Below are 15424 nucleotides of genomic sequence, written 5' to 3'. Positions count from 1 at the left end.
TGTTAAATTAATATTCAGTTTATAGTATGGAAAAAGGGGTTTATTCTACACCACCTTTTACAGTTTCTTGCCATTCTTTTAGCTCTGCCCATTTTCCTTCGGCAGCCATTTTCGCTTGCTTGGCCCATGATGCTGGGTTGTTGGAAGCAAAAGTGGAACCAGCCTCAACCAAGATGTCCTTTAGGTCATCCTCAGTTTTGGAAGCAAGGTCAGCGAAAGTCATGATGCCTTGTTCGTTGAATACCTCGGCAATTTTTGGACCGATACCTTCAATTTTTGTCAAGTCATCCGCTTTTGTAGCTTTTTTAGGAGCTGCAGCCTTTGGCTCGTTCTCCGTTTTTTCAGACTTACGTTCTGCCAAACCTTCGGTAATGGCATTGGTAACATGTGTCAAGATAGCTTCGATAGATTTGGATGCATCATCATTGGATGGGATCAAATAATCGATTGGTCTTGGGTCTGAGTTGGTATCTACCATAGCAAAAATTGGAATGTTCAATTTTAATGCTTCTTTAACGGCGATGTGCTCACGCATGGTATCTACGATAAACAAAGCAGCTGGTAGGCGGGTCATTTCAGAAATAGAACCTAAGTTCTTCTCCAATTTGGCACGCAAACGCTCAACCTGCAAACGCTCTTTTTTGGAAAGAGTGTTGAATGTACCGTCTTTTTTCATTCTGTCGATAGAAGCCATTTTCTTAACGGCCTTACGGATAGTAACGAAGTTGGTCAACATTCCACCGGGCCATCTTTCAGTGATGTACGGCATATTTGCATTTCCAGCTTTCTCAGCAACGATGTCTTTAGCTTGTTTTTTGGTAGCTACGAAAAGAATTTTTCTACCAGAAGCTGCAATTTTCTTAAGGGCCTCATTGGCTTCCTCTAATTTTGCAACTGTTTTGTATAAGTTGATAACGTGGATTCCGTTACGCTCCATATAAATGTAAGGAGCCATGTTTGGATTCCATTTTCTTGTAAGGTGACCAAAATGTACACCTGCCTCTAATAGGTCTTTTACTTCAATATTGTTTGCCATTTTTTTGTACTAGTTTACGTTCCGTTGAATTAGCAATACTAAAGTGGTACACTGTTAAGTGTAGCCTTTAGCATTTAGATGCTAAACTATGCACCAAAGTGTCATATGTGTTCCTTTGGGACAACGACAACATGGTTAAAATTTACCCTAAACTGGTTAGGATATATCAATGAACTTTAATAAATGGCCAAAGTTGACTTTGGCGTTTTTGGATCAATATGTCGGGGATCGATCCCACCCACCGCAATACTTTAAACAGTAAAGTATTAACGTTTCGAGAATTGGAATTTCTTACGAGCTTTCTTCTGACCGAATTTCTTACGTTCAACCATTCTTGGATCTCTTGTAAGAAGACCTTCAGGCTTCAAGATACCTCTGTTCTCAGCATCAACCTCACATAAAGCTCTAGATAAAGCCAAACGGATTGCTTCTGCCTGTCCTGTGATACCACCACCGTAAACATTGATTTTCACATCAAAGTTATCGTCATTGCTAGTCAATGCGAAAGGCTGTTTTACTTTGTACTGCAATGTTGCAGTAGGAAAGTATACATTCAAGTCTTTTTTGTTGATTGTGATGTTTCCTTTTCCTTCTGAAACATAAACACGAGCAACAGCGGTTTTCCTTCTACCGATTTTGTGAATTACTTCCATTACTTAAATTCGTTTAAGTTAATTGCTGTTGGTTTTTGCGCTTCTTGGTTGTGCTCAGATCCTACGTAAACCTTAAGATTTCTGAAAAGTTCAGCACCTAATTTGTTTTTAGGCAACATCCCTTTAACAGCTTTCTCAATAACCTGTGCAGGATTTTTTTCCATCAACTCACTAGCAGTCAATGACCTTTGGCCTCCAGGATAACCTGTGTGGCGGATGTAGGTCTTAGTCTCTAATTTGTTTCCAGAAAGATTGATTTTTTCTGAATTGATAACGATTACGTTATCTCCACAATCAACGTGCGGTGTAAAGTTAGGCTTGTACTTTCCACGTAGCATTTTTGCTACTTTGGAAGCCAATCTTCCTAATGTTTCCCCTTCAGCGTCAACCAATAACCATTCCTTCTGAACGGTAGCTTTATTGGCTGAAATTGTCTTATAGCTTAATGTGTCCACACTAATTTATTTATTTATTAAACACTTCAATCCCGTTAAACGGGCTGCAAATGTACAACTATTAACTTGAAATACAAATGGTTGTTTGGGATTATTTTTTCAAAGAATTAAGGTTGTGTTATATACAGCCCATATTGGGTTACAAACATGACCATCAAATAATTAAATAGTGTTAAAAAAAATATAAATTGAAATCGACACTGTAACAAGTTGATTGTTTTTTGAGTCCTTTAGTGTCACAACCTTTTTCAACCAATCCAAATGCTTAAGCAAAACCTGTTTCTCTTCACCCTATTGTGTACCACGTTCGTCTATGCGCAAACGACCAGTTCTGCCATTGCCAAGCGTTCCTATACGACCCATGTGGTCGGGGAGGATGAGGCACCCACGGTAGATGGCGTTTTGGATGATGCAGCATGGAACGAATCGGAGTGGGCTGGGGATTTTATAGAATGGAGGCCCGATGAGAATACCCCACCGACATTTGCTACCAGATTCAAGATCGTTTATGATGCCAAACATTTATATATCGGAATTCAGGCCTTTGATAAGGCCCCTGATAGTATTGAGAAACGCCTATCCCGACGTGACGGATTTCAAGGGGATATCGTAGAGGTCAATATAGACAGTTATTTGGACAAAAGGACAGGCTTTTCCTTTTCCGTATCCGCAGCCGGTGTAAAGGGTGACGAATTTATTTCTGAGAACGGCAACAACTGGGATTCCAGTTGGAACCCCATTTGGTATACCAAGACCAATATTGATGGGGAAGGTTGGACCGCAGAGTTGAAGATTCCTTTCAGTCAACTTCGTTTTGGAAAAAGCCAAGAGCAGGTATGGGGCTTACAAGTGCAACGTATCCTTTTTCGAAAGGAAGAACGGTCGGTTTGGCAGAGGGTGCCAAGGGATGCCCCAGGATGGGTCAGCGAATTTGGCGAACTCAGGGGATTGATAGATATAGAACCACAACGCCAATTGGAAATTCAACCCTTTACGGTAGCCAAGCTGGATACTTATCCCAAGGAAGTCGGCAACCCGTTCCGGGACGGTTCCGATACCCAATTGAACGGGGGAGTGGATGCCAAAATCGGCATCACCAACAACCTGACCCTGGACCTGACCATTAATCCAGATTTCGGACAGGTGGAGGCAGATCCCGGAGCCATAGCCTTGGATGGCTTTCAGATATTCTTCCAGGAACAACGCCCCTTTTTTGTAGAGAACAAAAATATTTTTGATTATAGGTTCGCCAATAACCAGGACAATGTCTTTTATTCAAGACGTATAGGCAGGAGTCCTCAAGGGAGGGCAACGGTCGGTAACGGCGAATATGTACAACAGCCCAAGAATACCACTATTTTGGGAGCGGCCAAATTTTCGGGTAAAACCAAGAATGGATGGTCGCTTGGGGTCTTGGAGAGTGTAACGGGCAAGATGTTTGCCGAAATCAATAATAGTGGACAGGAACGCAAAGAACTGGTAGAGCCATTGACCAACTATTTGGTGGCCAGGGCACAAAAAGATTTCAATGAAAGGAATTCGTATGTAGGCGGGATATTTACGGCCACCAATCGGGATCTGGAGCCTGGTTTGGATTTTTTAAGACAGGCGGCCTATTCTGGGGGGGTCGATTTTAGACATAGCTGGAAGGATCGTAAATATTTTGTGGAAGGAAATATGGTGGCAAGTCATGTACTTGGAAGTGAAGAATCGATAAGGGCAACCCAGGAATCCATTACCCATTTGTTCCAAAGGGTCGATGCCGGCCATGTGGAGGTAGATGCAAACAGGACCTCCCTAACAGGTACCGGGGGCCGATTGGAAGGTGGAAAGGCAGGGGGTGGACATTGGTTGTACAATTCAGGGGTTAGTTGGAAATCCCCGGAATTGGAGCTCAACGATATAGGGTTCTTACGACAGGCCGATGAAGTTAGGCAGTATTCCAGTGTAAGCTGGAGGACCATAAAGCCCTTGGAGAAATTCAGGAACATATATATAGGGGTAAGCCAGTTGAGCACCTATGATTTTGAAGGTAATTTCAACCGTTTGCAATATGATCTCAACAGTGAGTTTGTTTTTAGGAACAACTGGTGGGCAGAATTTGGCGCAGCACATAAACCCAGAATATTTATAACTTCATTTTTAAGGGGCGGGCCAAGATGGCGCTTCTCCGAAGAAAATTTTGAATATTTTTTCTTTGGTTCCGATAGGCGGAAAAAATTGAATTTTGTCCTGGGCCAAGTGTACAGTCAGGCCAAACAAGACAACTTTTCCTTTCAGCGTTACGTGGCTAGGTTAAACTATCAGCCTTTTAATGCGCTGAGCTTTTATCTGGAAACAGAGCTCGAAAAAAACCCGAACAAGACGCAATACGTTACGGAAACGTCATTTGATGACACGCCCCGGTATATTACGGCCAACATCGTACAGGACACATGGGCTACAACCTTAAGGGTCAATTATACCATCAATCCCAACCTGACCATACAGTATTATGGACAACCTTTTATTTCAAGGGGCAGGTACACGGATTTTAATTATGTGAACAATCCTATTGCCAAGGACTTGGGAGAGCGGGTCACCGTATATGATGATAACCAAATTTCCAAGGACAATGGTTTTTACAATGTGGACGAGGATAGGAACGGAACCATCGATTACAACATCGGAGATCCTGATTTTTCATTTGTACAGTTCAGATCAAATCTGGTCCTGCGCTGGGAATATATTCCGGGCAGTGAAATATTCTTGGTATGGTCACAGGGGGTAACGGGCCTGGGTGATCCAAGGGAGACATTGGGGCGGAGCCTGGACCGTCAAATTTTAAATGAAAAATTGGATAATACCTTTTTGTTAAAAGCTACCTACAGATTTGCCAAATAGCAAGAATCTGCTGTTTTGATGAAATAAAACCACTATTTGTTCGTTAAGTCCTAAAAATAAATTCAAAGACATGATCAAACGAAGTTTATTGGGATTCCTATGTATTGCTTTGCTAGGTTTTTCCTGTTCATCTGATAAAGATAACGCAATGGGAGAAGCTTCCTTGGAGGGTACTTGGGATGTGGCAGAATTGAAGGTCAGTGATTCAAACAATCAGGATTTATTGTTTGCCAAAGGAATATTTGATGTATTGATTGCTCAGGATTGTGACCTGCTGGCCCTGACCTTCAATGCCGATGGAACCTTGGTGACCAGAAGTGGGGTCAATGATATTCAGATCGATTTCAGTGCAACATCCGTTCCATGTCCAGTAAATTTTCAGGAAGAAGAAGCTACCTGGAGTTTGGAAGGGGACCAGTTGACCATTACCGACGCAACAGGGATGTCGGAAACTGCCACCATTGAATTAAGGAATAGTACACTGATTGTAGCTGGTGAGGATATTGAGGCCGAGAGCTTAACAGGTACTGAAATAGTATTCAAGAAAAGATAATCAAGAAACAAGTAGAATAAAAAAAGCCCTTTTGGATGTCCAAAAGGGCTTTCTTATTTTTTTTTAGCTGCTTTAGTGTGCCTGTAGCCAGTTGTTGCCTACTCCCAATTCCACATCCAGGGGAACAGATAAGGTGTAGGCGCTTTCCATTTCAGTTTTTATCATGGCCTTTAATTCTTCCAATTCTGGTTTGTATACATCAAAGACCAATTCATCATGAACCTGCAGTAGCATCTTGGTCTTGTAATTGCCTTCCTCCAATTTCTTATGGATATTGATCATGGCTATTTTGATGATGTCCGCGGCACTTCCCTGAATGGGGGCGTTTACAGCATTGCGTTCCGCAGCACCTCTGACCACCGCATTGCTACCGTTGATATCCTTTAGATACCTTCTTCTTCCCAGAACGGTCTGAACATAGCCATGCTCCCTGGCAAAATCTATCTGTTCGCTGATGTAGTTTCGCAATTTGGGATAGGTTTTATAATAGGTGTCAATAAGGTCTTTGGCTTCTCCTCTTGACAGATCTGTCTGATTGCTCAGTCCAAATGCCGATACTCCATAAATAATACCAAAATTGACTGTTTTGGCGTTGCTGCGCTGCTCCCTGGTTACTTCTGCCAAGGGCACATTAAATACCTTTGAGGCCGTTGAGGCGTGGATGTCTTCCCCATTTTTAAAGGCCTCTATCATGGTCGTCTCTTGACTCAATGCTGCAATAATGCGAAGTTCTATCTGGGAATAATCCGCAGCCAATAAGGTGTACTCTTCATTTCTAGGGACAAATGCCTTGCGCACCTGCCTTCCCCTTTCGGTTCTTATGGGAATGTTCTGTAGGTTGGGGTTGTTGCTGCTCAACCTTCCCGTAGCTGCCACGGTCTGCATATAATCTGTATGTACCCTTCCCGTGGTGGGTTCTACCTGTTCTGGCAGCGCATCAATATAGGTACTTTTTAATTTGGAGAGTCCCCTATAGTCCAGCACATGTTGGATGATGGCGTGGTCCTTGGCCAAATAGGACAGGACGTCCTCTGCGGTGGAGTATTGTCCTGTTTTGGTCTTCTTGGGTTTGTCGACCAATTTCATTTTGTCAAATAAGATTTCCCCCAATTGCTTTGGGGAACCAATATTGAACTCTTCCCCTGCGGCCTCGTAAATTTTTGTTTCCAGGTCTTTGATGTCCTTGTCCAAATCCTTGGAGAGGGAATGTAGGAATGCGGTGTCCAATTTGATGCCCTCCAATTCCATATCGGCCAACACGTGTAATAGGGGTATTTCTATATCGTTGAAAAGATCCTCTGTTTTGGCCTCTTTAAGTTCCGGTCTGAAATGTTGTGCCAATTGGAAGGTAATATCGGCATCTTCCACGGCGTATTCGGTCTGCTGTTCCAAGGGGACTTCCCTCATGGACATTTGGTTCTTCCCTTTCTTCCCAATAAGCTCGGTAATGGACACGGGTGTGTAGTTCAAATAGGTCTCTGCCAGCACATCCATATTGTGCCGCATATCCGGATTGATCAGGTAATGCGCCAACATGGTATCGAAACACTTGCCCTTCACCTTTACCTTATACTTGTCCAGGACCTTGATATCGTATTTCAGGTTCTGACCTATCTTTTCAATGCCGTCAGATTCAAAGAAGGGGCGTAATTGTTCTATGATTTCCTGCGCCTGCTCCTTGTCTTCTGGGAAGGGAATGTAAAATCCTTTGCCGGGTTCCCAGCTAAAGGCGATACCTACCAATTGTGCTTGCAGTGGGTTCAAAGATGTTGTTTCCGTATCAAAACATACCGAGGACTGCTTTAATAGGTTTTGAACAAATAATTTCATCCCCATTCCCGGGGCCACACTTTGATAGACATGGGCAACCTCGTTGATGGATTTTCTGCTCGATATAGCCTCCAAGGTTCCTGAGGGCTGGTTGGCATCACCACCAAATAGTGAAAACTGGCCTCCCCCTGCTTCTTGCACTTGTTTTTTTGCGGTAGGGGTATTGGTTACCGGTTCAGTGGTGGTTTCTTCCTCGGCGGAAAATAATTTTATGAACTGGTCCTTTAATCTTCTGAATTCCAATTCCTCGAAAAGTTCCTGCACCTTCTCGCTATCGGGCATGGAAAGTTCGTAATCCTTCGCATCAAAAGTAACATCGCATGTAACGCAAATGGTTGCCAATTTTTTGGATAGGATCCCTAATTCGGCATTCTCCTGGATCTTCTCCTTCATTTTGCCTTTCAGCTTGTCCGTATTGGCCAAAAGATTTTCCATGGATCCGAATTCGGCAATAAATTTTTTGGCTGTTTTATCCCCCACACCTGGAAGGCCTGGGATATTGTCACTGGCGTCCCCCATCATACCCAAGTAGTCGATGACCTGTTCCGGGCGTTCTACCCCAAAACGTTCCTTTACTTCTGGAATACCCCAAATCTCTATCCCGTTGCCCATTCTGGCAGGGCGGTACATAAATATGTTTTCAGAAACCAATTGGCCAAAATCCTTATCGGGAGTCACCATGAACACCTTGTAGTCTTCTTTTTCTGCCTGTTTGGCTAGGGTGCCGATAATATCATCCGCCTCCAATCCGTACAGTTCCACTACGGGAATGTGCATGGCTTTTAGGATTTCCTGTATGTAGGGGACCGCCTGCCGGATGGCATCAGGGGTCTCGTCCCTATTGGCTTTGTAGTCTGCGAACATTTCCGTGCGTTCGGTACTTCCCCCCTTATCAAAACAGACCGCCAGATGGTCTGGTTTTTCTCTTTTGATCACATCAAAAAGGGAATTCACAAACCCCATTACAGCCGAGGTGTCCATCCCCTTTGAATTGATTCTCGGATTCTTGATCAAGGCGTAATATCCACGGAAAATCAACGCATATGCATCGAGTAAAAAAAGTCTTTTTTGTTCTGCCATTTCGGGTAGTCTAATTTATTGTCAAAGCTACGAAGATTATCATCTTTTTGGAAGCACTTATGGTTTTATATAGGATTCTGACGGCTTGTTTACCTGCCCTGCTTTGGTGTACATGCTATAGGAAAAACCGGGATGTATGCAGTACGATCCCGTTTCCCCTTTTTTATTGATGGCTATAAAGCCTATTTGAAAATCGCGCCTGTCCTTGTTTTTGTCCATGATTCTCTTGACGCCCTCCTCACAGGCCTCTTGGGGCGTTTTGCCCTGGCGCATGAGTTCTACGATCAGAAAACTACCAACGGTGCGTACTACTTCCTCACCTACACCTGTTGCCGTGGCACCGCCCACTTCATTGTCCACAAAAAGTCCGGCCCCTATGATTGGTGAGTCACCAACACGGCCACCATATTTGTAGGCCATGCCGCTGGTGGTGCATGCTCCGGAAATCTCACCATTCTTGTCAATGGCCAACATACCAATGGTATCATGGTTTTCAATATTGATAACCGGCTTGTATTGGGAGGTTTTCTTCCATGTTGTCCATTCTGCCTTGGATTTGTCCGTTAGGAGGTCTTCCTTTTTAAATCCTTTTTCGTAGGCAAACTGCTCAGCTCCTTTTCCGGCCAGCATTACATGTGGGGTTTCCTCCATGACCCTACGGGCTACGGAAACGGCATGGGTGATATTTTGTAGGTAGATCACGGCACCACAATTGCCGTCCTTGTCCATGATGCAAGCATCCAAGGTTACATGGCCATCCCTGTCCGGTCTACCTCCCTTGCCTACGGTCTGGTTGTTTACATCTGCCTCTTCCACCATGACCCCTTGTTCTACGGCATCCAATGAATTGCCCCCTGCGCTAAGAACCTCCCAGGCCTTGGCCGTGGCATTGGCAAAATTCCAGGTGCAGATAGCTATGGGCCATTGGATGGGCAGATCCACATTGTCCAGGGAATTAATGGATTCTGTTGAATCAAAAGAAGCGAGTATGGGTGCGGTAATCAATCCGGCCGTACCGATAGTGGAATTTTTAAGGAAATTTCTACGCTTCATCTGTCCGGGTTGCTTATTTTTAAGAATCTAAATATAGGGATTATGATCATAGAAGTATGTGCCAATTCTTTGGAATCTGCCCTAAATGCCCAAAAAGGAGGCGCCGATAGAATAGAGCTCTGTGTAGAACTTGGTGTAGGCGGTTTGACTCCTTCCCCGGGGTTGATGAAGTGTGTAAAAGAGCAGATTTTCATTCCGGTGCATGTGCTCTTGCGACCTAGGAGCGGGGATTTCACCTATTCTTCCTCTGAATTTCAAACGCTTAAGAACGATATTGAATTTTGCAGGGATATGGGATTTGAAGGCATTGTATCTGGGGTGTTGACCAAAGATTTCAAGATAGATGTTCCTCGTACCAGAGCATTGGTGGACCTTGCCCATGGGATGGAATTTACATTTCACAGGGCATTTGATTGGGTGTTGGACCCCTTTCTGGCTCTGGCACAGCTGGAAGGGTTGGAAGTTTCCACTATATTGACATCTGGCCAAGAGCCAACGGCACAAAAGGGATTGCCGTTATTGGAGGGGTTGATGGAGCGGGCTTCAATCTGTACGATTATGCCGGGAGGGGGGATAAGGCCTGAAAATGTGCTTGAGTTTAAGAAAAAACAATTTAAAGCGGTACATTTATCGGGAACACAATTTTACAGCACATTGGATGTCTCCCCACCAATGACCATGAACAATATTTCCTTTCTCAAGGAAGGGGAGGTGACCATAACGGATGAAGCAATCATCAGGAATGTTAAGGATTTGGTTAAATAAATTATTCATGGGGCGGTTCCTTGGGTTATGAAATATCTTTGTTAAAAAAGTAGTTTATGCTTCGTTGGGTCATATTTATTGTCATCTACCTTGCCTTGGGTCTCTATACCCTTCAAGCCTTAAAAACAGTTTCCCGCTATCCCTGGGTGTACTATGCCTTTATTCTCATGTCCCTTTTGGTACTTGGAAATTTTGTGTACCAATTTACCGTGGGAGATGATACGGGACGTGTTCTCAATAGGCCCAAAAGTTATGCTTTTGGCTTATTGTTGACGATGTTGACCTTTAAACTGATCACCATTGCTTTTCTGTTTTCAGAGGATATTTTTAGAATAATGAGTGGTGGGTACCAAAAATTATTTGGTACGGCCAAGGAATTTACCTTTCCGGAAAGAAGGCGCTTTTTGAGTCTTATGGCCATGGGTCTGGCCGCCATTCCCTTTGGTGCCCTATTGTATGGCATGTACAGGGGCAAATACAACTTTAAGGTATTGAAATATAATTTGGAATTTGATGATTTGCCAGAGGCCTTTCACAATTATCAGATCACCCAGATCTCGGATGTGCACAGTGGGAGTTTTGATGACCCAAAAAAGATTGCCTATGCCATAGACCTTATCAATAGTCAAAAAAGCGATGTGCTGTTGTTCACGGGGGATCTGGTGAACAATAAAGCAGAGGAAATGCACCCATGGATAACATTGTTCTCTACACTTGAGGCCAAAGATGGAAAATTCTCGGTTTTGGGCAACCACGACTATGGAGATTATGTGGATTGGGACACACCGGAGGAAAAGATGAAGAATCTTGAGGATTTGAAAGTGCTTCAAAAGAACATTGGTTTTGACCTGCTGCTGAACGAAAGTAGATTCTTGGAAAAGGACGGAGCAAGAATTGCCCTGATGGGAGTGGAGAACTGGGGACGTGGCGGATTTAAGAAAGCGGGGGATCTCGATAAAACAAAAGAGCATGTTGCCAAGGACGACTTTAAAATATTGATGAGCCATGATCCTTCGCATTGGGAGGACAAGGTGATCCACGATGATTACCATTATCACCTCACTTTAAGCGGACATACCCATGGGATGCAGTTTGGGATTGAAATTCCGGGATGGGTAAAATGGAGTCCGGTAAAATGGAGGTATAAGTATTGGGCAGGGATCTATGAGGAATTGGGCCAGTATATCAATGTGAACCGCGGTTTTGGCTTTTTGGGATATCCCGGGAGGGTGGGCATATGGCCAGAAATAACCGTAATTACCCTAAAAAAGAAAACCACGGTATAGTTTTATGGTACCCAATTGCTACAAATACGAAGCTATCGTTAGTAATTTAACATTTTTTCTTACTTTTGATTGATAACCGAAATGTTTCTATATGTCCAAGTTTGGTGAACTTATTGATTTAAACGTGCCTGTTCTGCTAGATTTTTATGCAGAATGGAATGAACAATCCACGGCTATGCATCCGGTATTGAGGGATGTTGCGGCAGCCTTGGGCGATAAAGGCAAGGTGATTAAGATCGATGTTGATAAGAACAAAGAACTCTCTCAGGCCCTTAGGGTTAAAGGATTACCTACCTTAATGATCTATAAAAAAGGTGAAATGGTCTGGCGCCAAAGCGGCGAACAGGATGCCAACACCCTGATCGGTATTTTAAACGAATACATTTAAATAAAAAAGCGGGATGATCATCATCCCGCTTTTTTATTGCACTACTCTTCTATTGCAGCTGGCACAGTGTCCAGCATAATGGTATCACCTTCAATTTCTATGCTGTCCATAATTTCCAGCTCCTCCTCCATGGGGAGGTCGTCCTCCAACATGTCGTCTTTATAGAAGTGGCTGAACTTGTCAATGTATTCATTGAAGATCAACGTTTCCTTTTCGGCAAGATCCTTGTCCTTGTTGGCGATTAGAATATCGATATTCCTTCTATAGCCTTCCATATCGGCAATGATCTCATTGATGTTTTCATATTGCTCGTTCAAAGGTATATTCTCGTAATATTCCAATCGCTCTTGGTATTTCTTTTTCAGCCTTTGGAACAGGTCCCTGGCTTTGGTGGTTTCTCCAACCTTATAATACCCATCCAGGAAAGGTTCCACAAAGGCATAGTATCCAAAATAGTCCAGAGGCATATTTTTCATGGCAATATTGATGATCTCCTTGGCCTTATCGATCTTTCTTTCGTTGATCAGGGTTTCCGTTAGGCGGGCCAAATTTCCTCTGTAGGAAAGGCCTTGGGATCTCGTTTGGGGGTCGTGGTAAATATCTGGGCTGCCAGAATTGCCCCATTCCCATTTTTTTACGATGTCGTACATGAGGTCGCTATCTATGCGTCCCATTTCATAAGGGCTCAACCGGTCTGTCTTGATGGGTACCAGCTTGTAGACAAGTCCGTCCAATTGCAGATAATCCTTCATCCAGATATATTCTCCATCGTCAAAACTGCCGCCCGAAAAATAGATAGGGCGTTTCCAGTCGTTGTTGGCAATTACATCCAACATCATGATCCTGTTCTTTGGCAGGGCCCCTGTTGGCAGGTCAATATCAATATAATCAACAATAAGGGCAGAATCCTTAAGTTTCACAAGACCGCTTTCAAGAACATTTTTCTTGTTCACCGGGATCCTGATCTTGTTGGTAGGATAGTAAATGATATCCTGATTGCTCTCTGAATACTCATTGAGGTCGGCTCCCTGCTTCTGCAAGATATATTTGAACTTGGTCTGTGGTTTGTCACTTCCAACCCAATTCATAAAGTCCTTGATGTCCCAACGGCTATCTGTTACTCCTTGGTAATATATAGCGTCCCTAGAGCCGTATTTATATTTATCGTGGGTCAGTTGGGAAGGAATAGGAGCACTTTCATACGCCTGTCTTTTCATTTGGTCTATATACCAATCCGTCGCAAAAAGACTGGTGTTGATTACGCGTACATCCGTTCTGTATCCTTCAATTTCTTGTACATACCACAGCGGAAAGGTATCGTTGTCCCCAATGGTGAACAACATGGACCCGGCATTCTCTTGGGTAGATTCCAGATATGCTTTTGCCGTTGATTGTGCGGTGAACCTGTTAGACCTGTCATGATCGTCCCAGTTTTGATATGCCATGACCCCGGGTACCGCCAATAGGCAAATTACGGTCAAGGCCGGCGCCAAAATTTTAGGGGCGATCAGTTTTTTGAATTCATCGAACAGTCCATAGACCCCGATCCCTATCCAAATGGCAAATACGTAGAAGGAGCCTACCAAGGAATAATCCCTTTCCCTAGGTTGGAAAATGGCCGGGTTGGTATAAAATTGGATGGCAATTCCCGTGAAAAGGAAAAATACCAGCAAGACCCAAAATTGTTTTGGTTTTTTTGTGAACTGGAAGATAAGGCCAATGATTCCCAAGAGTAAGGGCAAGAAGAAGTAAGTGTTCCTTCCTTTGTTTTCCAGAACGTCACTGGGAAGATTTTCTTGGCTGCCCCTAAAGAGGTTGTCCACAAAATTAATGCCGCTGATCCAATTCCCATGGTTATCGTACCTTCCTTGTATGTCATCCTGTTTTCCGGTGAAGTTCCACATAAAGTAGCGCCAGTACATATATCCGAACTGGAAATCGAACATATATTTGACGTTTTGCCAAACGGTGGGCGGTATTACCTCAATATATTCACTGAATTCCCTTAGAAATCGGATATACTGCTCTTCTTGTATTTCGCCCGTGGCGAGGCCATTTCTAAACTTGTTCACGGCATCACGCAGTTCTCCGTTCGATCTGTACTCCGATTTGATCTTGAAATCCAAGGGTTCGAAATACTTCATGTAATTCTCGGCATTTTGCTCGCTCCACATCCTGGGAAGTAACCCTACATGATCCACGTTGGGACCGGGGATAGACTCCTTGTAATGGTTAACAATGACATATTTGCCAAGCTTTTCATCCTTTTCATATTTTGGCTCATCATCCTTTTCGGTGCCGGATGTGGCAAATAAATTGGAGTAATAAGTACCGTAAATTGGGCTGTCTACCCCGGGATATTGTTCCCTATTGTAATAGGCCAGCAAAGAACGTGCATCCGAAGGGTTGTTTTCATTGATGATGGTATTGGCATTGGCCCTTATTGGGAGCATCAACCAAGAGGAGAACCCCAGGAAAAGGAACATGGTGCAAAGGACAAGTGTATTGGCCTTTCTATAGTCATTTTTCCTAGTATAGTTCAGGCCGTAAGCAAAGACGCCAATAAAAATTAGGCCCATAATAATGGTTCCGGAATTAAAAGGGAGACCAATCGTATTGACAAAGAAAATCTCACTCCAACCAAAGACCTTTAAGACATAGGTCAGGGAAAATTTATAGACCAACATCAACAGGGCAACAACCAAAATATTGGCTATCAGGAAATTTTTGACGGTAGTGGTCTTATATTTTTTAAAATAGTACAACAGTCCAATGGAAGGTATGGCCAAGAATCCCATAAATTGGATACCAAAGGTGAGTCCGACCACAAAAGACATGAGTATAAGCCATCTATTGCCTCTAGGGTCATCCAGGTCGTCCGTCCATTTAAGTCCCAGCCATAGTAATAGGGACATGATCAAACTGGCCATGGCGTATACCTCGGTTTCAACGGCATTGAACCAGAAGCTGTCTGAAAATGTAAAGGCCAAGGCCCCGATAAGTCCGCTTGATAGGATGGCTATTGCCTGGCTGTTGGTCATGGATTTGTCCTGTCCAATCAATTTCCTCACGAGATTGGTGGTGGTCCAAAAAAGGAACAAAATGGTAAATGCACTGGAGATACCGGATAGATAATTGACCATTTTTGCAACTTGTCCCGGCTCTAGGGCGAACATGGATATAAAAGCACCCAGCATCTGTAGCAATGGAGCACCGGGGGGGTGGCCTACCTGAAGTTTTGCTGAAGTAGCAATATATTCACCTGCATCCCAATAACTGCCCGTGGGCTCAACGGTTATACCATAGGTGATAAGGGCTATAAAAAAAACGACCCATCCAAGGATGGTATCCCATTTCTCAAAATCTTTCGAAAACATGTATGCCAAATTTACCAGTTGGGGCGAATTTACTAATTAAAATAGATATGAACTGAAATTTTTCG

Annotated in this window: 11 protein-coding genes; 5 read left to right on the top strand and 6 right to left on the bottom strand. The window is 43.5% G+C overall.

Annotation, left to right across the window (positions count from 1 at the left end; genetic code table 11):
• Positions 1-40 precede the first annotated feature (40 nt).
• The 3 genes from rpsB to rplM all read right to left on the bottom strand — a co-directional run bounded on the left by rpsB (position 41) and on the right by rplM (position 2144).
• Entirely contained in the window at positions 41-1036 is a 996-nt protein-coding gene (gene rpsB, locus WAA86_RS08115) for a 30S ribosomal protein S2 (RefSeq protein WP_337300499.1), read from the bottom strand.
• Positions 1037-1302: 266 nt separating this feature from the next.
• On the bottom strand, positions 1303-1689 hold the full coding sequence (gene rpsI, locus WAA86_RS08110; protein ID WP_337300498.1) for a 30S ribosomal protein S9: 387 nt from the start codon (positions 1687-1689) through the stop codon (positions 1303-1305).
• Positions 1689-2144 (bottom strand): 50S ribosomal protein L13, encoded by a 456-nt coding sequence (gene rplM / locus WAA86_RS08105; RefSeq protein WP_337300497.1) that lies wholly within the window; start codon positions 2142-2144, stop codon positions 1689-1691. The genes rpsI and rplM overlap by 1 nt, the downstream gene beginning before the upstream one ends.
• Before the next feature lie 261 nt (positions 2145-2405).
• Between rplM and WAA86_RS08100 the strand changes: the two genes are divergently transcribed.
• Positions 2406-5027, top strand: a complete 2622-nt coding sequence (locus tag WAA86_RS08100; RefSeq protein ID WP_337300496.1) for a DUF5916 domain-containing protein — start codon at positions 2406-2408, stop codon at positions 5025-5027.
• Positions 5028-5097: 70 nt separating this feature from the next.
• Complete coding sequence (locus WAA86_RS08095) at positions 5098-5580, top strand: lipocalin family protein (RefSeq protein WP_337300495.1); 483 nt, start codon at positions 5098-5100, stop codon at positions 5578-5580.
• Positions 5581-5652: 72 nt separating this feature from the next.
• Here WAA86_RS08095 and polA read toward each other — a convergent pair whose 3' ends face one another.
• Positions 5653-8490 carry a DNA polymerase I gene (gene polA, locus WAA86_RS08090; RefSeq protein ID WP_337300494.1) on the bottom strand — a complete coding sequence of 946 codons (2838 nt, stop codon included), beginning with the start codon at positions 8488-8490 and terminating at the stop codon, positions 5653-5655.
• 57 nt (positions 8491-8547) lie between these two features.
• Positions 8548-9543 (bottom strand): isoaspartyl peptidase/L-asparaginase family protein, encoded by a 996-nt coding sequence (locus tag WAA86_RS08085; RefSeq protein ID WP_337300493.1) that lies wholly within the window; start codon positions 9541-9543, stop codon positions 8548-8550.
• 42 nt (positions 9544-9585) lie between these two features.
• On the opposite strand from WAA86_RS08085, the gene WAA86_RS08080 reads away from it, so the two are divergent.
• From WAA86_RS08080 to WAA86_RS08070, 3 genes are all read left to right on the top strand, one after another.
• Positions 9586-10308 (top strand): copper homeostasis protein CutC, encoded by a 723-nt coding sequence (locus tag WAA86_RS08080; protein ID WP_337300492.1) that lies wholly within the window; start codon positions 9586-9588, stop codon positions 10306-10308.
• Between the two features lie 56 nt (positions 10309-10364).
• A complete protein-coding gene (locus WAA86_RS08075) occupies positions 10365-11594 on the top strand; it encodes a metallophosphoesterase (RefSeq protein ID WP_337300491.1) in 1230 nt (409 codons plus the stop codon).
• A gap of 91 nt (positions 11595-11685) precedes the next feature.
• Entirely contained in the window at positions 11686-11982 is a 297-nt protein-coding gene (locus WAA86_RS08070; RefSeq protein WP_163691579.1) for a thioredoxin family protein, read from the top strand.
• A gap of 41 nt (positions 11983-12023) precedes the next feature.
• On the opposite strand, the gene WAA86_RS08065 is transcribed toward WAA86_RS08070, so the two are convergent.
• Positions 12024-15359 (bottom strand): glycosyltransferase family 117 protein, encoded by a 3336-nt coding sequence (locus tag WAA86_RS08065; protein ID WP_337300490.1) that lies wholly within the window; start codon positions 15357-15359, stop codon positions 12024-12026.
• Between the last annotated feature and the right edge of the window lie 65 nt (positions 15360-15424).

Source organism: Sediminicola sp. 1XM1-17 (assembly GCF_037203765.1).
Lineage (GTDB): Bacteria > Bacteroidota > Bacteroidia > Flavobacteriales > Flavobacteriaceae > Sediminicola.
The sequence above is the reverse complement of the archived record's forward strand: the minus strand, read 5'-3'. Positions and strand labels throughout refer to the sequence as shown.